Consider the following 20,368-nt stretch of genomic DNA (forward strand, 5'->3'; position numbering starts at 1 on the left):
GTGCTCAACTTACTGTCCCCCGATATTGGCTTGCACTATGAGGACCGTCGCCTCCAATCCGAAATGCGTCGCAGCAAAAGAATCTTGCTGAAGCCAGCCGGTGAGCAATGACGGCCGCGACTCGCTCATGGAACAGGCTCCTGCGAGGCGCGATGACTTGGGACGGCAGAACGTTGACCGTACCGAGAAACCCGATTCCGTCACGATTGCAGAAACGCCCAACTCGTCGTGCGACGAAGCGTGCGCGCAGTCGACGAAGTGCCGCGGAAATTCCTTTCTCGTTCGGTGGCGTAGTCAGAGCGACGAAGAATTTCGAACCCTCGTCGGCGAGATGGTTGCGGACTCGCAGCAGCGGAGTCATCCAGTCGCAGGGAGGATACAAACGCGCTAACACTTCCTCGTCCATCACAAGGACCGCTGCGGAGGAACCGCCCTGTGCGAGCAAACGCGCGAGCACGAGTTTGTCGTCAGCTGCTGCCGTCAAGGCGACGGCTGAACTCGCATATCCGGTCTCGAGCTGAAACTGGCGTGCAATGTTGGCCGCCAGCACTGGAGAGCCCGTTTCCATAACCGTACGCTCCTCAGTAGGGGTTGTGCGTGAACCGTCAACCGGCGAACGTGCCATCAGGACAAGAAGCGCTTGCGCCGCGCGGCAACGCCACCTTCCCGATACCGGTAGCGGCTCGTTAGTCAAAGCTAGGTCATCGCAGCTCATGACAACTTCCCAAGGATTTCACATTTCCAGAATACCGGAAATACAGTAGAATGCAAGCGGTGAGCGATGCAACCAGGTTCGCTGAGGGAGGCGACCTGAACTGCAGCGAATATCTCTATATGGTTGGAAATATGAAATCGCTGGAACACACGATGACAGTGCACGCAATCAACGACGATGCCTTGCCGGCGGCGAAGCGGGAATTTTTCGACACGGACATCGCTGCGCGGTTGGGGATGGAAGGTCAACCACCGGCGAGGATTCTCTTGCTCTATGGCTCTCTTCGCGACCGGTCGTATTCGCGCCTGCTCGTCGAGGAAGCCGCGCGGTTGCTGGACCAGTTTGGAGCAGAGGCTCGAATCTTCGACCCGCGAGGTCTTCCGCACGCCGACGACGTTGACTCTAAGAACCACCCGAAAGTGAAGGAGTTGCTGGAGCTGTCCATGTGGTCGGAAGGACACGTATGGTGCAGCCCGGAACGCCACGGCACGATTACCGGCCTCATAAAAACCCAGATTGACCATCTGCCGCTCGTCAGCGGGGGTATCCGGCCGACGCAGGGACGCACTCTAGCCGTGATGCAGGTGAGCGGAGGTTCGCAGTCGTTCAACTCTGTCAATCAACTGCGACAGTTGGGGCGGTGGATGCGCATGTTCACCATCCCGAATCAGAGCTCGGTCGCGAAGGCCTTCGAGGAGTTCGATGAAGCCGGCCGCATGAAGCCGTCGCCATACTACGACCGGGTCGTCGACGTGATGGAAGAATTGGTCAAGTTCACCCTGCTGCTTCGCGGCCGCGCCGACTATCTCGTCGACAGGTACAGCGAACGCGTCGAGGACGGTCGTCCACTTGACCCCGCAACCGACCTTGCTTCCCGGGCAGTCGCCGAGCACCCTGCCGAGAAAACGAAGGCGAGTAACCAGTAAAGGACTGTGATGGCAACCTTGGACTCAAAGCTAGCAGTTAAGGCACTGGCAGCCTTGGCACACGAAACGCGACTCGCTGTCTTCCGACTGCTGGTAACGGCCGGTCCATCGGGGATGAGTCCAGGTGCTATCGCCGAGAAGCTGTCATTGCCCGCGCCAACGCTGTCCTTTCACCTCAAAGAGCTTGCGAATGCCGGACTCATTGAAGGCAAGAACCAGGGTCGGTTTATCTTCTATTGCGCGAGCTATGACCACATGCAGACGCTTATGGATTTCCTGATGGAGAACTGCTGCGCGGCGGAGCAAGCAGAGCAATGCGGCTGCGCAAACAACGAGACGGAGACTTAAATGAAGCGATTTCATGTGCACGTCATTGTTCCGAAGCTTGACGAAAGCGTGCGCTTCTACAGCAGCATGTTCGGCGCGGAACCGTCAATCCTCAAGGACGATTACGCGAAGTGGATGCTCGAGGACCCACGCGTGAACTTCGCCATTTCGTCCCGCAGCGGGGAAACAGGGGTTAATCACCTGGGATTTCAGGTCGACAGCGACGAAGAACTGGTAGCTCTCCGCGCGCAGGTCGTCGCCAGCCAAGTCGCGGTTCAGGACCAACCTGGCGCGCAGTGTTGTTACGCGAGTTCAAACAAGTATTGGACTCGAGACCCGGCGGGCGTGCCGTGGGAGACGTATCACACCCTCGGCGGCATCCCGATTTTCGGAGCGGACAGCCGGGCATCGGCCGCTCCCGAGGCGGGCGGAGCCTGCTGTGCCCCGGTCACCTCGATTCCAGCGGTGATTGAGAAAAAGGTTGGCTGCTGTTAATTCACGGCGACAAAAGCAATCGGCCGCCCAAGTTTCGAGGCGGCCGTTACGATGCAAGTGGTCCTGGGCGACCTACCGCGCAAAGCGCCTGTTCACGCGGTCACAGGCTTGCACTTCACTTTCCTGGCGGGCTTGCATACGGCCGAGTCCACGCCCTGGCAGCAGTTCTCAGTCAGAAAGCCAACCAGGTCATTCATATGGTCGATTTCGGGCCCATAGTACACAAACCGTCCTTCCTGGCGGGACGTCACCAAGCCAGCGTGCGTCAGCTCCTTGAGATGGAAGGAAAGTGTCGCGCTAGCTAGGTCCAGGTGTTCTTGGATGACACCGACGTTCAGACCCTCAGGTCCGGCCGTGACGAGCAGACGAAAAATAGCCAGGCGCGTCGGCTGTGCGAGCGCGGCCAAAGCTTTGATGGCGTCTTTTTCCTTCATAAGGCTCTGTCTTCAAGGTTATGTACCGATTCTAACGCGACGCCGCGGACGCCGGGCGGAACTGCAGTCCACGGGCGTCAAGGCTGCTTGTCCCGAACGCAGGTCGCGCCCGAGCTTGCCACGTCACATCATTTCTATTATATTGGAGATATCGATTTAATTGCGAGCTGCGACCAATCGTCGTTAGGAGATGTCTGTGACAGACCACCGGAAGTACAACGTCTTATTCCTCTGCACCCACAACTCGGCGCGCTCCATCCTTGCGGAGGCGGCGCTGAACCAACTCGCCGGCGACCGTTTCACCGGCTACAGTGCAGGAAGCCACCCCGGAACGACGCCGCACCCTCACGCAATCGCTTTGCTTCGGTCGCAGGGTATCGAGACGGAAGGTCTGCGAAGCAAAAGCTGGGACGAATTCGCGGTGGACGGAGCGCCCCAGATGGACTTCATCTTCACTGTCTGCGACGACGCTGCGGGCGAGGTTTGCCCAATTTGGCCGGGTCACCCAGCGAAAGCGCATTGGGGCGTTGCTGACCCATCGAAGGTTGAAGGTTCCGACGAAGAGAAGCGTCGCGCGTTTCTTCAAGCTTTTGTGCAAATGAAGAAGCGTATCGAACTGTTCACGAACCTTCCGTTGCGAAAGCTCGACCGCATGGCCGTCCAGCAAGAAATGCAAACTATCGGGACATCGCTGCGCGAGAAAGGAGAGTAATGATGGCTGGCAGTCAGACGGTTGCCAAAGCTGCTCGGCGCGCGCCCATCGGTATCGGCTTCTTCGAGCGGTATCTTTCTGTATGGGTCGCGTTGTGCATCATGGTTGGGATTGTGCTGGGTAAGCTACTGCCCGGCGCGGTGCACACGGTGTCTACGCTGGAAGTGGCTCACGTCAACATCCCGGTCGGAGTTCTGATTTGGGTCATGATTATCCCGATGCTGTTGCGCATCGATTTCGCATCGCTTGGAAAGGTCCGCTCTCAGCTAAAAGGCATTGGGGTGACGCTGGTCATCAACTGGGCCGTGAAGCCGTTCACCATGGCCTTCCTAGCATGGGTGTTTGTGCGTCACGCGTTCGCTTCTTTTCTGCCGGCCGACCAACTAGACAGCTATGTTGCGGGGCTGATTCTCCTGGCGGCGGCGCCATGTACAGCGATGGTCTTTGTGTGGAGTCAGCTGACCAAAGGTGACCCGTATTTCACCCTTTCCCAGGTGGCCCTAAACGACTTGATTATGGTTTTCGCGTTTGCTCCAGTCGTGGGGCTGCTGCTTGGCATCTCGAACATCGCGGTACCGTGGGATACGCTGCTGACGTCGGTGGTGCTCTACATCCTCATCCCGGTTATCATTGCTCAAATCGTCCGCAAAGCGCTTCTGCGCCGCGGAGAACAGGCGTTCCAGCGGGCACTGTCGACGATTGGCCCGTTTTCTATCGCGGCACTCTTGCTCACGCTTGTGCTGCTGTTCGCATTCCAGGGCGAGCAAATCATCGCGCAGCCGGTCGTCATCGTGCTTCTCGCTGTGCCTATCCTGATTCAAGTGGTCGTCAACTCGACACTTGCTTATCTGGCGAATCGGAAGCTCGGCGTGTCCCATGATGTTGCTGCGCCATCATGTCTGATTGGCGCTTCAAATTTCTTCGAGCTGGCAGTCGCGACCGCAATAAGCCTGTTCGGCCTGAAATCAGGGGCGGCGCTGGCAACGGTGGTAGGCGTGCTCATCGAAGTGCCGGTAATGCTAGCCGTGGTGAAAGTCGTGAACTCATCTCGGCGCTGGTACCAAGGAGATAACTGACCGTTCCTCAAATGGCCTACGCCGGGCAGCCATCGATTTGCCGATGTCTTGAGGCGCCTTCGGCATCAGTCAGCTGCGTTGCAATTTGTGTAGCAACCTGCGCGAATCTCCACCTGAGACCCGACGGCCGTCATTCGTTTGAAGGGCGCCGCGCGGGTTGCGTCACCATAACGACTGCGCGTTTCACCCTGTGACCGACTGTGGTCGCGGTCGATACACATTCGCTCAAACCAGCTTATTCTTTTTTCTCCGGGAGCTTACTCAATCTACTTTCGCAGCAGCCGCAAGCCGTTCGCAACGACGAGCAGGCTCGCTCCAACGTCAGCAAATACGGCCATCCACATCGTTCCGAGTCCGCCGATTGTCAGTGCGAGGAATATCGCTTTGATGCCAAGTGCTAACGTGATGTTCTGGACCAAAATCGTGTGGGTCGCCTTCGAAAGACGAATGAACACGGGAATCTTGCGCAAATCGTCATCCATCAGGGCGATATCGGCCGTTTCGATGGCGGTATCTGTGCCCATCGCACCCATGGCGAAACCGATGTCGGCACGCGCGAGTGCTGGCGCATCATTGATGCCGTCACCGACCATGCCGACCATCGCGCGGTCTCGAGACAGACTCTCGACGACGCGCAGTTTATCCTCGGGGAGTTGGTCACCCTCGGCGCGGTCAATGCCGACTTCCCTGGCAATCGCGGCCGCAGTGTGCGCGTTGTCGCCCGTGAGCATCGCGGTTCGCACGCCGAGCGCGTGAAGCTCGGAGATTGCTTCGCGGCTCGACTCCTTCACCGTGTCCGCAACAACGAACAAACCAAGCACCCGTTTGTTATCAGCAAGCATGACCACAGTCTTACCGTCTCGCTCGTAACTTTCCAGTCGGGCCTCTAGTTCCGGCGAACCATGGCCGAGTTCTTCGACGAGCCTGTGGTTACCGAGGGAGTACTGGTGACTATTCACCCGTCCCGCGATACCTCGTCCTGGAATCGCCTCGAACTCATCGACTGAAAGCCGCGCCACGCTATCGGCGTCTGCTGCTTGCGTAATGGCATTCGAGACTGGATGGTCCGAGCGACTCGACAAGCTGGCCGCGACAGAGCGCACGAACATGCTTTCAAAGTCGGTCGCGTGGAGTTCGAACGCGACCTGGACCGGCTTACCGTGCGTAATCGTGCCCGTCTTGTCCAACGCAAGCCAACGAAGCTTCCGACCTTGCTCGAGGAACGTACCCCCTTTTACCAGAATGCCTTTGCGGGCAGCGGTGGCAAGACCGCTAACTATCGAAACCGGCGTAGAAATCACAAGTGCGCAAGGGCATGCAATGACGAGTAGCACAAGCGCCTTGTAGACCCAGCTAAACCACGCGCCGGCAAAAAGTAGCGGCGGGATGATGGCAACGACAAGCGCAATCAGGAAGACAATCGGGGTGTAGACCTTGGCGAACTGGTCGACAAACCGCTGCGTCGGCGCCTTGGCGCCTTGAGCTTCCTCGACAGCATGAATAATGCGCGCAAGCGTCGAATTGTTGGCTGCGACCGTGACTTGAAACTCGAACGAACCCGATTCGTTGATGGTGCCAGCGAAGACGTTGTCACCGGGACCTTTGTCAACCGGCATGCTCTCCCCGGTAATCGGTGCCTGATTGACCGTGGAACGCCCCTCAATGACAGCCCCGTCAAGGGCGATGCGCTCTCCAGGACGTACCCGGACAATTGCGCCCAACCCGACGCGTGCCGCCTCAACGTCGAGCCAGGAACCATCGGCCTGCTTGACCGTCGCTGTTTCGGGTGCGAGCCTCATCAGGCCTTCGATTGCATTGCGAGCTCGGTCGAGCGATTTCGCCTCGATGAGCTCCGAAATCGTGAACAACACCATCACCATCGCAGCCTCGGGCCATTGCCCTAAGGCCAACGCGCCTGTAACTGCGATGCTCATCAGCGCGTTGATGTTCAGATTGAGGTTCTTGATGGCGACCCAGCCCTTCTTGTAGGTCCCAGCTCCGGAACACGCAACGGCCACTAAGGCAAGCCCTGCGACGACCCAGACCGACGCGCCGAGCAAATCGGCGGCCTCGGCACCCAAGGCGGCGCAACCGGCAATGGCCAGCGGCCACCAGGAGTTCTTGACTTGCGCCGGAGCGCGGCTGATTGCGACCGCCTCTTCGTCGAGTTGGGGCGTGAATCCGATGGTCGCGAGCGCCTTGATTACAGCCTGAAGTCCGTCGGGACGATGAACTACCGTAAGAACTCGCTGCATGAGGTTGAACTGCATCTCGGAGACTTCCGTCATACCGCGGAGCTTCTTGCGAATGAGCGCTTCCTCCGTCGGGCAGTCCATCTCCAATATCCGCATTTGAGTGCGGACCAAGCCTCCGACCGCAACAGACCGGTTCAGCGGGGCAAGAGCGGGCTGCGCTTCGATAGTCCCACCCTGCAATGTACGGTCGCGCCCGTGGAAGTCGCAGCACGTCGCGTCCTGGCGATGGTCATGCTGCTGTTGATGGACCGGTCGACAGGTCGACTGCCCAGCGTCGTCGTGCAACCGTCCTGTCGCATCTGCACCGGGTATATCTGTGCACGCATTTCCACGGCAACACCCGTCCTTCGTCTCGCGCTTTTCTTTTGCAAGTTTCGACGCGACATCCGACCTTTTCTTACCGCAACAATCTTCCATGTCTGCTGTCCGCTTGGTATATGCTTACAGTAAACACCTTGGAGGAACTCCAAGGTCAAGCGTATTTTGAGGGGCAGACTATGAGAATTGGCGAACTGGCAAAGGCTGCCAACTGCACAACAGACACGGTTCGGTTTTATGAAAAGGAAGGCCTACTCCCACCGGCCGAGCGGACAGCCGCAAACTATCGTAGTTACACCCACGCCCATGTCGAACGTCTACGCTTTGTACGGAACTGCCGCGCGCTCGACATGACGCATGATGAAGTTCGAGCCCTGCTGTCCGCGTCGGACAAGCCGGGCGTCGGGTGCGGCGCCATTAACTCGTTGTTGGATGAGCACATAGCGGATGTCGACGAACGCATCGCGGAACTTGTGCACTTGCGGGAACAACTGGGTCACCTGCGAGCCAGCTGCTCGGGCGGAGCAGCAGTCAACGAATGCCGAATTATGCAAGGTCTGACGACGATGGAAACCGCGCTTGAGAATCATCGAGGAACCCATCTGGGCTAGGCGCAGCGTTTCATCGCGGGCAGAGTGATGAAGATGTTGGATTCTCGTAGCGAATCTGGACGCTTTTCAAATGTCCGCCGACGTCGGAACGCGCATGAGCACGCGCGCAAACTGGCGCTCCGGGAGGAAGCGCCAGACTAACAGTAGTAATGCTAGCGCCGCCGAAATTTCATTCAGATTGGAGAGCATCCGTTCTTGGTGTGCGAAGCGGGTATCTCCGGCCAATAACTGCGTTGTCGACCGCGTCCTCTGTCTTCGAGGCGTCGCGTCGCCAGTCTTCCGAATTTGTTTCCGATGCCATAGTCGTCGTTCAGCCGCGCGCGGTAAGTCCGCAGTGCACTGTGCTCCGTCTGTACGGCCGCTCGGCGACTCGTTCAGTTAAAACACTATGGCCCTGGTGGTCGAGTGTCGGCGTATCCTGTGCATCTTGAGCACAAGGGTCGTGCCAGATTGGCAGACCTTACGCCTGCACCTTCCGACTGTGAGAAGCTATCGAAATCTCGAGAGAAGCCAGCCAGTCGTTCGAACGCAGCTTTTAAGTGTCGAAGCCTGACAGCCAGAAGCGACGAGTCACGCCGGTCCTCTCCGGACGTAAGAGGGCACGACACAAGAACACGCTCAAGGTGCGTCGGCGACGCGAAGCAGTTTATCCACGGGAATGACGGCGACCACGCCATCGGAGCCCGCTTCATTGCGCGCCACATCAGTAATCGTGTTGACCAGCGCATCGACGGTTTCCGTCCCGGCGAAACCTTCGATTTTGATGTGTTCGGTCGTCCAGTCGTCAGCGAAAAGATTGGGATGCGCGCCGAATCCTCGCACGCGCGTTACGGTCATACCGTGCACATGAACTGCACTGAGCCTCCGCTCAAGTACGGGCAGGACGTCCTGTCGCACGATGGCGACAACACATTTCAGCTCCATAGTGGCCTCCCATTAACTCACTGACCGGGCGCGAGGCGCGACCGCATCCACCCTTCTTGTCGACATGACTCGCTCTCTCGCATCTACGTCGAAGCAACCCGCCCACCGAATTGACGAGCTGCTTCTTCGGGCGCCTGCTTGCGGGAGTGCAGCAGCTGACCTCCTTTCAAGGTCGTGTCTCACTTCATCATGAGTCTCAGATGAACAGAATGTTCGACCTGAGTCATTGCTTCGATGAGGGCGTCCCAGCCTGGTCTGCGTACTTGGTCATGATGTCGCTCATTGCACGCATCATCTCTGCGTGCATCCGCATCGCGGTCTTCGGGTCGAGACCCATGTTTCCTCCCATCATCGGGCAGCTTCCCATCATCCCTTGCATGCCCATCATTGAGCCGTGTTCATGCTCGTGAGCCTGCCGCGCTGATGGCTTTGAGGAGCTGCTGTCGGTACCTGCAGCGGCGAGCGTGACGGCGGTCGTTGTCAACAGCAACGTCGATACGACGGTTGCTCTAACCAGTTTCGCGTTCATGTATATCTCCGGAATCAATAAGTCGCGTGAGCCGAGGCATGTTACTGACACTCAGTCCGCTCGTTTCACAATCGCCGCGCACGCGCGCGCTACGGTGTGAAAACATTCGAACCGGTCAACTGGACAACTACACGAAGCGCGGAGGAGGCGCGGGCAGCTCAGGAATAAACTGCTTCCAAGGGATTTCGGCGATAACGCTATAAACTCGCGAAGAAGAGACGGCAATGACGGTGTGCGTCACAGGTATCGCAGCCATTCCACAGATGGTGCCGCTCGTGTTGCCGTGGCAGGGTGGCTGCACGTCGGTCCGGCGGTGGTCGCTGTCTTGCGTGCACCCTGCCTTGCCAGTGGGATGCACTGTATCGGTCTGTTGATGGCCGTTCGCCATCGACGACATCTCGGGACAAAGCGTCACCTGCGCCGCGTAGCCAAGTAACGGCAACCACGCAATCAGAAACCACGCGATGACTTTGACCCAGACTTTCATGGATTCAAGTATATGCGTCTATCCCTGCGGTTGCCACGGCGCGCTCGGGACTGCGGTGATGTGCCACGCTACTTCCCCCATTGCTTCAGATGCGCCAAGAAAGCATTTGCGCCGACAAACCCGCTTAACTCCGCGTCAGGTTGCTGCTGGCCAGCTCGGTCATAGAAAATCAGAGCTGGCGGTCCGAAGAGGCCAAAGCGTCGCAGCATTGCCGTGTCCTCTGCCGTACTCTTCGTCACGTCGATGCGCAGCAACTTCCAGCTAGAGAACTCCCTGAGCACGCGCGGGTCGGTGAACGTGAAGCGCTCAAGTTCCTTGCAACTGATGCACCAGTCCGCATAGAAGTCGACCATGACCGGCTGTCCTCCGGCCCGAGCGAGGGCCGCGTCCAGTTCGGCGTTCGACCGTATCGCTTCAAACCGAGCGTCGTTCAATTCGTTCGCCGGAGACGAGGTACGCATGACACCGGCCAATGGTTGCAGGATGTCGAAATGTCTTGACGCGGCGCCAACGAACTCAGCTACCCCCGCGACGAGCAGCAATATGCCGAGCGCCTTCGCGACGCGCGTGCCGCCGGGCGCGTTTCGTGGCAGCCGGTCCACGGCGTGAAGCATCACGCCGGCAGTCGTAAGCAGGAACGCGACCAGCATCATCAACAACCAGTCCGGCAGCAGCGAGTAGGTGAACCACAGCGCGGCGGCGAGCAACATGAACCCAAGCAGGTTCTGAACGCCCACCATCCACGGACCGGCCCTTGGCAGCACTTGGGCGCCGAACGTGCCGACAGCCAGCAACGGGAGTCCGAGTCCCATCGCCATCACATAGAGCGCGAGAGCGCCGCCCAGCAAGTCCCGACTGTTCGCGATATAGAGCAGCGCGCCTGCCAGCACCGGAGTGGAGCACGGCCCGACAATTAGCGCGGACAGCATGCCCATCAGGAACGCGGGTCCGGCCCGACCACCAGGCAACCGGTTGCTCCAGGCGACGAACCGGGACTGCCAGCCGACCGGCAACTGAAACCGGAACACGCCAAACATGGCCAGTGCAAACAACACCATCAGCGCCCCGAAAACGGCAAGCACCCAAGGGCGTTGCGTCATGGCGACGAGCGGAATGCCGAGCAGCGCCGCGATGGTTCCGGCAACGGCATATGTGAGCGCGAGACCCTGGACGTAGGCCAACGACACACCAAAGCTTCGATAGACGGTCCGGCTCTCCTTGCCGCCGGCAATGACTGTCGCCACGATGGGCACGAGCGGATACATGCAGACCGTGCCTGCCATCAGCAGACCGGCCAACAAAAACCCAAACGACTCCGGTAATGAGACGCCATTCGCCGGATGCAGCCTGATTCCGGAGACCGAGAGCGAGCGGCTGGCCTCTGTGTTTCGAAAATCGACAGCAGCCGCCGTGTCGCTATTCGCAGCCACAATGGGCGTGACACCGCCGTTCGCCGCTATGTGGACGCTACGCGTCTGCGGCGGATAGCAGACGCCGACGTCAGCGCAGCCCTGCGATGTGACGGACACGACGACACTGGTGGAGACAGCATGCGGCAATGGCAGCTGGATTTTCACCGGCCGGTGATAGACCGTGACCATGCCGAAGGTCGCGTCGCTCTTCAGTTCTCCAGGGGGCATGCTGTCGGGCTTAACGGCCGCCCCGTCAACAGTAAAACTGAAGCGGTCCCGATAAAGGTAATAGCGAGGGTGAGTTTGGAAGTCTAGGACGACCCGCTGCGCGTTTCCGAGCGTTACCTTCAATGGGAAAGCTAACTCGGGAGGCAGCAGGTCGGTGTCGCTGACCGCGCGGGCTGGGTGGAATGCAAACACGAACAGCAGGCATAGCGCGACACGCAGGAACGGGACTGAATTTCTCCGCATTGCTGACCTCCTTCGGAGCAATCAAGGCGCAGCTTGACCGTGCGCGGTCAGGCTGCGCCTGACGAGTCGACAACTCATCAAGACTGCTTTTCCATTTTCACGATGGTCATCGCGCCGTTGACGTTCTCGACACGCACCTTGACCTTGTCGCCCTCGTGAACTCGTTTGAGCATGTCAGCATCCTTCGCCTTGAACGCCATGGTCATGGGCGGCATGCCGACGTTCTCCAGCGCACCGTGCTTCAAAGTGACCATGCCGGTCGCCGAGTCAACCTTTTTAACCTCCGCGTCCGTCAGAGCGTTGTTCGACGTCCCCTTCGTGGCCGACGGCTTTGCGGACATGTTCATGCCCGCCATTTCGTTGCCAGCAAACGCCGGGACGGCGATAAGACCCGCAAGGGCGGTGACAGCAACAAGCAAATTCTTCATTGGGTTTCTCCGGTTTGAACAGAAGGCACTTTCGTGCAGGAAGGGACTGCATAAGGAAATCGCGCATGTTTCCTGAGGTGGCGACGCTGTAACAGGAACCATGCGGCGGGAATAACAAACATCGAGAGAATCGGCGCGGTGACCATGCCGCCAACCATCGGGGCGGCGATGCGCTGCATGACTTCCGAGCCGGCACCATGGCCAACCATGATGGGAATCAGCCCGGCAAGGACGACAGCAACCGTCATCGCCTTGGGGCGTACGCGCAGCACAGCACCTTCGCGGATGGCCTCGATTAGCGTGCCTTCGGTCAATGGCTCACCCAGTTCTAACCGTCGGTTGAGTGCCCCCTTCAGGTACAGCAGCATGACGACGCCGAACTCGGCCGCGACGCCGGCGAGCGCGATGAAGCCGACCGAGGTCGCGACGGACACCGCATGACCCAGTATCCAGATGAGCCAAAAGCCGCCGACCAGCGCGAACGGCACCGTCGACATGAGCAGAAGCGCGTCCGCTGCCGAAGTGAAGGTGAGAAACAGCAGCACGAAGATGACGACCAGCGTCACGGGAATGACGGTGCGCAACTTCGCCGCTGCGCGTTCCAGGTACTCGAACTGTCCTGACCACGCAATCGAATAGCCGGGCGGCAACTGAACCTTCTCGGTGACCGCGTGCTGCATCGCCTGGACTGCCGATTGCAAGTCCACGTTTCGAATATCAACGTAGACGTATCCAGACAGCCGAGCGTTTTCGCTTCGAATCATGGGCGGACCGTCAGCGACGCGGATGTCAGCGACATCACTCAGCCGGATTTGAGCGCCACGGTCAGTTAGTACAGGCAGGTCGCGCAGGTTTTCAAGCGAGTCGCGGACTTCGCGTGGATAGCGGATGTTGATAGGAAACCGCTCGCGGCCCGCAATCACTTCCCCGACGTTATCCCCGCCGACGGCGGTAGAGACGACCGCCTGAATGTCGCTAACGGACAGCCCATATCGTGCTGCCGCCTGCCGGTTGATGTCGACGTCGATGTACCGGCCGCCGTTGAGCCGCTCTGCTAGTGCTGAGGTCACGCCGGGAACATCTTTCACCGCCGCTTCGACCTGTGTGGCAATCCGGTCAATCTGCGAGAGGTCGGCCCCAGAAATCTTCACTCCCACTGGAGTCTTGATGCCGGTAGACAGCATGTCCAGACGGTTACGAATAGGCGGCACCCAGACGTTCGACAGACCCGGCACCTTCACGGTCCGGTCCAGTTCGTCAACGAGCTTTTCGGACGTCATCCCGGGTCGCCACTGACTTTTTGGCTTGAACTGAATAGTCGTCTCGAACATCTCCAGCGGTGCCGGGTCCGTGGCTGTGTCGGCACGACCTGACTTCCCAAAGACCGACGCAACCTCGGGTACCGTCTTGATGAGTCGGTCGGTCTGCTGCAGCAGCTCGGACGCCTTTTCGGCCGAGATTCCGGGAAGAGCCGTCGGCATGTAAAGCAGGTCGCCTTCGTCGAGCGGCGGTAGGAATTCGCCACCGAGCCGTGACACTGGAATCGCGGTCAGCGCCAGCGCAAGCACGGCAAGGGCGATGATTAACCACGGAAGCCGCAAGGTCGCTTCGAGCAACGGCCTATAAAGCCGCACTAGCGCACGATTGATGGGATTCGAGGCTTCATGAGGAATGCGCCCACGAATCAGATAGCCCATCAGAACCGGCACAAGCGTCACCGACAGGCCCGCTGCAGCGGCAATCGTGTATGTCTTCGTGAATGCCAGAGGCGAGAACAGCTTGCCTTCCTGCCCTTCGAGCGAAAAGACCGGGATAAACGACAGCGTGATGATGAGCAGCGAGAAGAAAAGCGCTGGCCCCACTTCGGCTGCTGACGTGGCAATCAGCTCCCATCGCTGCGTGGTCGTGATGGGCCTGTCTCGATGCGCGAGTTCATACGCCTCCAGATGTTTGTGGGCGTTTTCAATCATGACGATGGCTGCGTCTATCATCGCGCCGATGGCAATCGCGATGCCGCCGAGCGACATCAGGTTCGCGTTAACGCCCTGATAGCGCATCACGATGACCGCGGCGAGCACACCGAGCGGGAGCGACAGGACCGCAACCAAGGCGCTACGCAGATGGAACAGGAAGACGGCGCACACGAGCGCGACGACGATGAACTCCTCGACAAGCTTGTCCTTGAGGTTATCCACCGCGCGCTCGATAAGCTGCGAGCGGTCGTAGGTTGTCACCACTTCGACGCCCTGCGGCAGCGAACGCCTCAGGTCTGCCAGCTTCGCTTTGACCGCGTCAATGGTTGTCAGCGCGTTCTTGCTGGAACGCATGACAATAACGCCGCCAGTGACTTCCCCTTCGCCGTTCAACTCAGCAATGCCGCGACGCATTTCTGGGCCAACCTGAATTCGCGCGACGTTGCCGAGTAACACGGGCGTGCCCGCATCGTTCGTGCGCAGGATGACGTTGCGAAAATCGTCGAGCGAACGCAGATAACCTGATGACCGGACCATGTATTCGGATTCCGCCAGTTCAACTACTGAGCCGCCGGATTCTTGGTTCGCCTTTCCCAGAGCGTCCGCCACCATCGCCTGCGTGATGCCGAATGCGCGCAGTTTGTCCGGGTCGAGCACAACCTGATACTGACGAACCATGCCACCGATGGACGCGACCTCAGAGACGTCAGGCACTGACTTCAGTTCGAACTTCAGGAACCAGTCGTTCAGCGCTCGCAGTTGCCCGAGGTCATGCTGTCCGGTCCTGTCCACCAGCGCATATTCGTACACCCAGCCCACGCCAGTTGCATCCGGTCCAAGCGATACCGTCGCGCCTTGCGGCAGACGGCTCTGCACCTGGTTCAGATACTCGAGCACGCGTGAACGCGCCCAGTACTGGTCGGTCTTGTCGTCGAACAGGACGTAGACGAACGCATCGCCGAACGACGAATACGCCCGGACGGTTTTCGCCCCCGGCACGCCGAGTAGCGTGGTAGTGAGCGGATACGTCACCTGGTCTTCGATGACCTGCGGCGCTTTACCAGGATACGACGCCTTGATGATGACCTGCGTATCGGACAAATCGGGCAGCGCATCGAGTGGCGTTTCATTCACCGAGTAGACGCCCCAGGCCGTTACAAGCACCGTGGCCAGCAATACCAGAAAGCGGTTATGGATAGACCACCTTATGAGGCGCGCAATCATTTGGCGCCTCCAACCGGTTCGACCTTCGTCAACTGGTAGCCATCGTCGGATTGCCTGAAGACAAAATGCACGGTCTCGCCAGGCTTCACGTCAGGAAATGCGGTCGGCGACGGTTTGCTGAACGACATCGTCATGGCTCCCCAACCGAGGGCCGGAACGGGTTGATGCGAGAACGTGATGTCACCGGCTGTGACCTTCTCGACCTTGCCGGTAGTCTCGTAGGTTTGAGCCGTAGCCGATGACGATGCAGGTGCAGGTGCAGATGCAGGAATGCTCGGAACAGTACCGACGCTACCCTCCAGCCGCGGCAGAACAGATTTCAGGCTCGCTTCAGAGTCAATCAGGAACTGGCCCGATGCGACAACCTGCTGGCCTTCCGTCAGTCCGCTCCTCACCTCGGCATCGTCGCCAGCATCGTTGCCGACCGTAACCGAGACAGGCTGCAATCTGCCATCGGAATTCTTGACGATGACCAGCGACCGCTTGCCAGTCGTGATGACGGCTTCCGAGGGCACGAGCAACCGCGACACTTTTTTCGCGGCACCGATGCGTGCCCGCATCAGCATTCCCGGCGTCAACCGGAGGTCTGTGTTGTCGATTTCCAGGCGGGCCTGCAGCGTGCGACTGGTCGTGCTAATTCCGGGCAGAATTTCGCGAATGTGCCCCGTGAAATGCTGGGACGGGTCACCGGCAAACACGGCGTCGACGGTCATGCCGGGTCGAACCTGAAGGGCCAGCGCTTCGGGTATTTCAACGATGAGCCAAAGCTTAGACAGGCCGGCGACCTTGGCAAGCGTCTGCCCCGGCGACACCATTGCACCGTCGCGAACGTTGAGCTCGGTCAGCACGCCGCTTTCCGGCGCAGACAGCGTGACGTGCGTCTGCGCTTTGCCGGTGCGGTCGAGGCTAGCAATCACGCCGTCCGGAATCGACATTGCCCGCATCCGCGCGCGCGACGCGGCAACCATGCTGTCATCCATCCCGCCTCGCTTCAACGCCAGATATTCTTCCTGCGGCGGCAGCCAGTCGGGAACGAAGAGCGACGCAATTGGAGCGCCTTTCGCGACCCGTTGCATCGGAGCGCTGGTGTAAAGGCGGTCTATGTAGCCGGTCACCCGCGACTGGATGACATCCGCTTTGGACTCGTCGAATTGTGTCGTACCCACAGCGTCGAAGCCGTCGGTTGTGTCCTGTCGGCGTACGGTTGCATAGCGGATGCCGAGGTTCTGCTGTAGTCCAGGGTCAATCTTGATGCCGTTCGAACCGCTCTCGTCGGCATAGACCGGCTCAAGCTGCATGTCCATGAAAGGCGACTTGCCGGGCTTGTCGAAATGTTGGTTCGGCACCATCGGGTCGTGCCAGTACAGCACTTTGCGGCCGGTCTTGGGGTCCGTTTTGCCGTCGGTGGCGCGAGACGTCGCGGCGATGGTCGTGCCGGTCGCGGAAGCACGCCAGGTGCCGGCAACGTAGCCGGCGCTCAGCAATGCCGCTGCCGCAAACACGATAAGGGCCGCGCGAGCCAGTTGTTTGTTTTGCATGCTGTTCTCCTTCACTGACTGAAGGACATCGACGCGGGTACGACCTGGTATTCCAGCTGGGCCCAGGTTTGCGATACGTCACGCTGCAGGTCGAGCACCTCAAGCTGGGCGTCGAGTTGCGCCCGTCTGGCAGCAAATGTGTCCGCCAGCGACCCGGTACCGGCCCGGTACGCCGCCGCCGCGAGTTGCACGCGCTGGTCGGCAGCCGGCAGCAGGGAGTGAGTCAGATTGGTGATGCGCTCGCGACCGCTGGCCAGGGTGGCTGACTGAGTGCGGATGTCCGCTTCCACCTGCCGCTGCGCGTCCTCATACATCAGCCGCGCCTTGGTGCCGAGCTCCGCTTTTTCGGCGGCGTTCTGGTCCTGAACATTCTTCCGATTGATAGGCAATGGGATGCTCACGCCGACCGACACCATGTTGGAATACTGCCCGCCGCGCTGCTGATACGAAACCTCCCACGTCCAGTTCGGACTGCGGTCGCTGTTGGCAACGGCAGTGTCGGCATCGGCGACCTCGATGTCGCGCGACGCTGCGACAAGCACCGGCTGCACCTGTCGGAGCTCGTCAGGCGGCAGCGACGGTACATATGATTCTGGCGCTGGCGGTTCGCCCGTCACATCGGAAACAGGCGCGGCGGTCCAACGGGAGAGGCCGATGAGCGCCGTCTGAAACGTCTGCTGCGCCTTGAACAACTGGTCCTGGGTCTGCGCCAGCATGGCCTGGGCTTGCGTCACATCGGCCGCAGTCGCTTTCGCGCCACGATAGGATGCTTTCGTCGCCTCCAGCTCATGAGTCATGTGGCCAACCAGCTCCTGCTGCAACGACACCGCTTTCTTCGCATACACCGCGTTCAGCCATGCCAAAGCCGTTTGCTGGCGCGTGTTCGCGAGTTGGGCAAGATAGCCCGCACGCTCGCGGTCCACGACGTTATTGGCTAATGCTGACCGGAGCCGACGCTTTTCTCCCGAAACCCATTCCTGTTCGATGCCGATACGGCGCATTGTCATGAAGTCCTGACCGATGGTGAATCGTTGCGGTCCGTTGACCGGCAGGTTGTCCACGCCGGCCTTCAGCATCGGGTCGGGTAACTGGCCCGCCCGGACGGAGGCCTCGGAACTCGCGCGGATAGATGCTTGCGCAGCACCCATGGCGGCGCTGCGGTCAGTAGCGGATTGAAGTGCCGCGTCGAGCGTGACGGGGGCGTCCTGAGCGTGCGCGGCAACGCTCGCGAGAATCAGCGCGGCGAAGAATAAACGCGCGCGCGGTGGTGCTCGCCGGCATGTCGGCAAGCCAATTGTTGAATGCATGTTCTAACCCCAACGGCGGACTCCCATAGGGAATCCACGTCCTGGATGCAGGACGACCTCACCGCAAATGCGGTGAACCTGTCAGAAAGGGATTAGATGGCGCGAGGAGGTCGCCAAAGACCGGCAGGCTCGCGGACCGACAGCGAGTCAACGTAGTGGAAGACAACTGGGCTGGCCAATCCGGCGGGACGAGTCACTTCAAGAGCGGAAGCCGGGTGATACAGGCTGCCGAGTTGGCATTGCGCCGTTGCCTTGCAGAAGAAGCCCTTTGCTTTCTCCGGTTGCGAGGATTTCATGGTCTCGCAACCAGGCATTTCCGAAGACATCCCACTGCCCTCGTTTGCGTCCATGCTCATCGGACATTCTCCAGTCAAGCCGCTGGCCGCCAGCCCACTGATGGGCAGCACGGCGCACAGCAGGAGAAGAAGCAATGTCCGGAGGAATTTCATGGCTGGGATTATAGCGGAGCCATTTTATCCATGTTCCGCGCAATCTGTCGCCTGTGGCAGTCATTGCACGCGGCAGTCGCTCGAGTGGCGGGAAGTCCGCCGCTTGACATTCCCGTCCTGGGAAGGTTCATGCTTGGGGCTTCTAATCTCTCCACCGGAGTCAAAGATGGAATTCAAAGTCAACGATATGTCGTGCGGCGGGTGCGCCAACTCCATCACTCGCGCTGTCACAACTGCCGACCCGGCAGCGAAACTTGAAGTCGACATCGCCTCCAAAACCGTGAAAATCAGCTCGGTTCTGACATCAGAGCGGCTCGTTGCTGTCATTGAAGCTGCGGGATACCACCCAACGGTCAACGCGTAGCCACATTGTCCACGAGACAGGTGAAATGCGGATGGGATAGTCGCGGGGACGAATCCGCGTGCATCGTTGCGCGCCGCGTGCAGGAGTCTTGATACGGGAGATTGCGATGCAGATTGTCACTGCTTTAGGCCATGCCCTGTGGATGGCCTTCACGATGCTATGGCAGATTTTCTGGGGATTAAGCCTGGGCTTCCTGTTCTCTGCCGCGATTGAAGTTGCCGTCTCGAAGTCGGAGATGTCGAAGCTGCTGCCAAACGCTTCGACTCGGTCACTCGCGGTCGCGAGCCTGCTCGGCGCGGCATCGTCGTCCTGCTCATATGCCGCAGTGGCCATGGCTCGCTCAATCGTGCGTAAAGGTGGTGACTTCACGGCCGCCATGGCGTTTCAATTTGCAGCGACTAATCTTGTGCTGGAACTTGGCGTGCTGATGTGGGTGCTGATTTCCTGGCAGTTTGCCGCCGCTGAGTTCATCGGCGGCCCAATCATGATTGTCGTCCTAGTGCTACTTTTCCGGCTATTCCTCAAGGACTCGCTGAAGAAGCAAGCCATCAAGCAGGCTGACAAGGGCATCGCGGGCAGCATGGAGGGTCATGCGTCCATGTCAATGGGCGAACAGCACGGGACATGGAAGCAACGTCTTTCTTCCAGGGAAGGGTGGGTAGCCATCAGCCACAGCTACGTGATGAACTGGTCGATGCTATGGCGCGACATCGGCATTGGGCTGCTCATCGCAGGCGCGCTCGGTGCATGGGTACCCGACAGCTTCTGGCAGAAGTTCTTTCTGGTTAGCCATCCCACCGCGGCAATGATTTGGGGTGCCTTCGTCGGACCACTAATTGCCGTTGCGTCATTCACCTGTTCCGTCGGCAACGTGCCGCTGGCCGCAGTGTTGTGGAACGGCGGCATTAGTTTCGGGGGCGTCGCTTCGTTCATCTTCGGCGACCTTATCATTCTGCCAATCATAAACATATACCGAAAGTACTACGGCGGCAGAATGACGGTCTTTCTCGCCATGACTTTCTACGCCGCGATGGTCTTGGCAGCACTCGTGGTCGAAGCACTGTTCCAGTCGCTTGGCTGGGTTCCGACCCAGCGACATACGGCAGTCGTCAACGCAGCGATTACGTTCAATTACACGTCAGTTCTCGACATTGTCTTTGGTGCCGTCTTTATCGTGTTGTTAGTTACATTTTTCCGGACCGGCGGCCCGGCGATGATGCGGATGGTGGAAGGCGGCGAGCATGACCACGGGGAGCACGTGAATCACGGCTCGCGTGACACGGCGCATCACCATCACGATGGTCATACCAAGACCCGGTGAGCACAGGTGGCGTATGCTGGTGCGACGCGACCGACCAAACGCTAATCAGATAGAAGCTGTGACCCTTCAGGG

At 59.4% G+C, this 20,368-nt stretch carries 20 protein-coding genes; 8 read left to right on the plus strand and 12 right to left on the minus strand.

Going from position 1 to position 20,368, the window contains the following annotated elements; all coding sequences use genetic code 11:
* Positions 1–4 precede the first annotated feature (4 nt).
* Positions 5–568, minus strand: coding sequence for a hypothetical protein (locus P9239_RS19155; RefSeq protein WP_309753690.1), 564 nt, complete (start codon positions 566–568; stop codon positions 5–7).
* A gap of 299 nt (positions 569–867) precedes the next feature.
* Between P9239_RS19155 and arsH the strand changes: the two genes are divergently transcribed.
* From arsH to P9239_RS19170, 3 genes are read left to right on the plus strand one after another with little or no spacing between them, the layout of a single operon-like run.
* Positions 868–1,641 (plus strand): arsenical resistance protein ArsH, encoded by a 774-nt coding sequence (gene arsH, locus P9239_RS19160; RefSeq protein WP_309754162.1) that lies wholly within the window; start codon positions 868–870, stop codon positions 1,639–1,641.
* A gap of 9 nt (positions 1,642–1,650) precedes the next feature.
* Entirely contained in the window at positions 1,651–1,989 is a 339-nt protein-coding gene (locus P9239_RS19165; protein WP_309753692.1) for a metalloregulator ArsR/SmtB family transcription factor, read from the plus strand.
* A complete protein-coding gene (locus P9239_RS19170; protein WP_309753694.1) occupies positions 1,990–2,463 on the plus strand; it encodes an ArsI/CadI family heavy metal resistance metalloenzyme in 474 nt (157 codons plus the stop codon).
* A gap of 92 nt (positions 2,464–2,555) precedes the next feature.
* On the opposite strand, the gene P9239_RS19175 is transcribed toward P9239_RS19170, so the two are convergent.
* Positions 2,556–2,897: a metalloregulator ArsR/SmtB family transcription factor gene (locus P9239_RS19175; protein WP_309753695.1), complete on the minus strand. Its 342-nt coding sequence runs from the start codon at positions 2,895–2,897 to the stop codon at positions 2,556–2,558.
* A 196-nt stretch (positions 2,898–3,093) separates the two neighbouring features.
* Here P9239_RS19175 and P9239_RS19180 point away from each other — a divergent pair, with 196 nt between their 5' ends.
* Together P9239_RS19180 and arsB are read left to right on the plus strand one after the other, a co-directional pair.
* A complete protein-coding gene (locus tag P9239_RS19180; protein WP_309753697.1) occupies positions 3,094–3,609 on the plus strand; it encodes an arsenate reductase ArsC in 516 nt (171 codons plus the stop codon).
* A 2-nt stretch (positions 3,610–3,611) separates the two neighbouring features.
* Positions 3,612–4,685: an ACR3 family arsenite efflux transporter gene (gene arsB / locus P9239_RS19185; RefSeq protein WP_309753699.1), complete on the plus strand. Its 1,074-nt coding sequence runs from the start codon at positions 3,612–3,614 to the stop codon at positions 4,683–4,685.
* Positions 4,686–4,951: 266 nt separating this feature from the next.
* On the opposite strand, the gene P9239_RS19190 is transcribed toward arsB, so the two are convergent.
* Positions 4,952–6,973 (minus strand): heavy metal translocating P-type ATPase, encoded by a 2,022-nt coding sequence (locus P9239_RS19190; protein ID WP_404980077.1) that lies wholly within the window; start codon positions 6,971–6,973, stop codon positions 4,952–4,954.
* A 464-nt stretch (positions 6,974–7,437) separates the two neighbouring features.
* On the opposite strand from P9239_RS19190, the gene cadR reads away from it, so the two are divergent.
* Entirely contained in the window at positions 7,438–7,869 is a 432-nt protein-coding gene (gene cadR / locus P9239_RS19195) for a Cd(II)/Pb(II)-responsive transcriptional regulator (protein ID WP_309753701.1), read from the plus strand.
* 618 nt (positions 7,870–8,487) lie between these two features.
* Here cadR and P9239_RS19200 read toward each other — a convergent pair.
* The 9 genes from P9239_RS19200 to P9239_RS19240 form a co-directional block, all read right to left on the minus strand.
* Positions 8,488–8,793, minus strand: a complete 306-nt coding sequence (locus tag P9239_RS19200) for a P-II family nitrogen regulator (RefSeq protein WP_309753703.1) — start codon at positions 8,791–8,793, stop codon at positions 8,488–8,490.
* A 223-nt stretch (positions 8,794–9,016) separates the two neighbouring features.
* A complete protein-coding gene (locus P9239_RS19205; protein WP_309753705.1) occupies positions 9,017–9,322 on the minus strand; it encodes a hypothetical protein in 306 nt (101 codons plus the stop codon).
* Between the two features lie 127 nt (positions 9,323–9,449).
* The gene (locus P9239_RS19210) at positions 9,450–9,809 is read right to left on the minus strand and encodes a hypothetical protein (RefSeq protein WP_309753708.1); all 360 of its coding nucleotides are present in this window, start codon (positions 9,807–9,809) and stop codon (positions 9,450–9,452) included.
* A gap of 68 nt (positions 9,810–9,877) precedes the next feature.
* Positions 9,878–11,692, minus strand: coding sequence for a protein-disulfide reductase DsbD (gene dsbD / locus P9239_RS19215; protein ID WP_309753710.1), 1,815 nt, complete (start codon positions 11,690–11,692; stop codon positions 9,878–9,880).
* 77 nt (positions 11,693–11,769) lie between these two features.
* The gene (locus P9239_RS19220; protein WP_309753712.1) at positions 11,770–12,120 is read right to left on the minus strand and encodes a copper-binding protein; all 351 of its coding nucleotides are present in this window, start codon (positions 12,118–12,120) and stop codon (positions 11,770–11,772) included.
* Positions 12,117–15,317, minus strand: coding sequence for an efflux RND transporter permease subunit (locus P9239_RS19225; protein WP_309753714.1), 3,201 nt, complete (start codon positions 15,315–15,317; stop codon positions 12,117–12,119). Before P9239_RS19225 ends, P9239_RS19220 begins: the two co-directional genes overlap by 4 nt.
* Positions 15,314–16,855, minus strand: coding sequence for an efflux RND transporter periplasmic adaptor subunit (locus P9239_RS19230; RefSeq protein ID WP_309753716.1), 1,542 nt, complete (start codon positions 16,853–16,855; stop codon positions 15,314–15,316). Before P9239_RS19230 ends, P9239_RS19225 begins: the two co-directional genes overlap by 4 nt.
* Before the next feature lie 11 nt (positions 16,856–16,866).
* Positions 16,867–18,162 carry a TolC family protein gene (locus tag P9239_RS19235; protein ID WP_309753718.1) on the minus strand — a complete coding sequence of 432 codons (1,296 nt, stop codon included), beginning with the start codon at positions 18,160–18,162 and terminating at the stop codon, positions 16,867–16,869.
* 92 nt (positions 18,163–18,254) lie between these two features.
* Positions 18,255–18,611 carry a hypothetical protein gene (locus tag P9239_RS19240; protein WP_309753720.1) on the minus strand — a complete coding sequence of 119 codons (357 nt, stop codon included), beginning with the start codon at positions 18,609–18,611 and terminating at the stop codon, positions 18,255–18,257.
* 166 nt (positions 18,612–18,777) lie between these two features.
* Between P9239_RS19240 and P9239_RS19245 the strand changes: the two genes are divergently transcribed.
* Together P9239_RS19245 and P9239_RS19250 are read left to right on the plus strand one after the other, a co-directional pair.
* Positions 18,778–18,975 carry a heavy-metal-associated domain-containing protein gene (locus P9239_RS19245; RefSeq protein ID WP_309753722.1) on the plus strand — a complete coding sequence of 66 codons (198 nt, stop codon included), beginning with the start codon at positions 18,778–18,780 and terminating at the stop codon, positions 18,973–18,975.
* A gap of 106 nt (positions 18,976–19,081) precedes the next feature.
* Positions 19,082–20,296, plus strand: coding sequence for a permease (locus P9239_RS19250; protein WP_309753724.1), 1,215 nt, complete (start codon positions 19,082–19,084; stop codon positions 20,294–20,296).
* Positions 20,297–20,368: the final 72 nt, after the last annotated feature.

Source organism: Caballeronia sp. LZ062 (assembly GCF_031450785.1).
GTDB lineage: Bacteria > Pseudomonadota > Gammaproteobacteria > Burkholderiales > Burkholderiaceae > Caballeronia.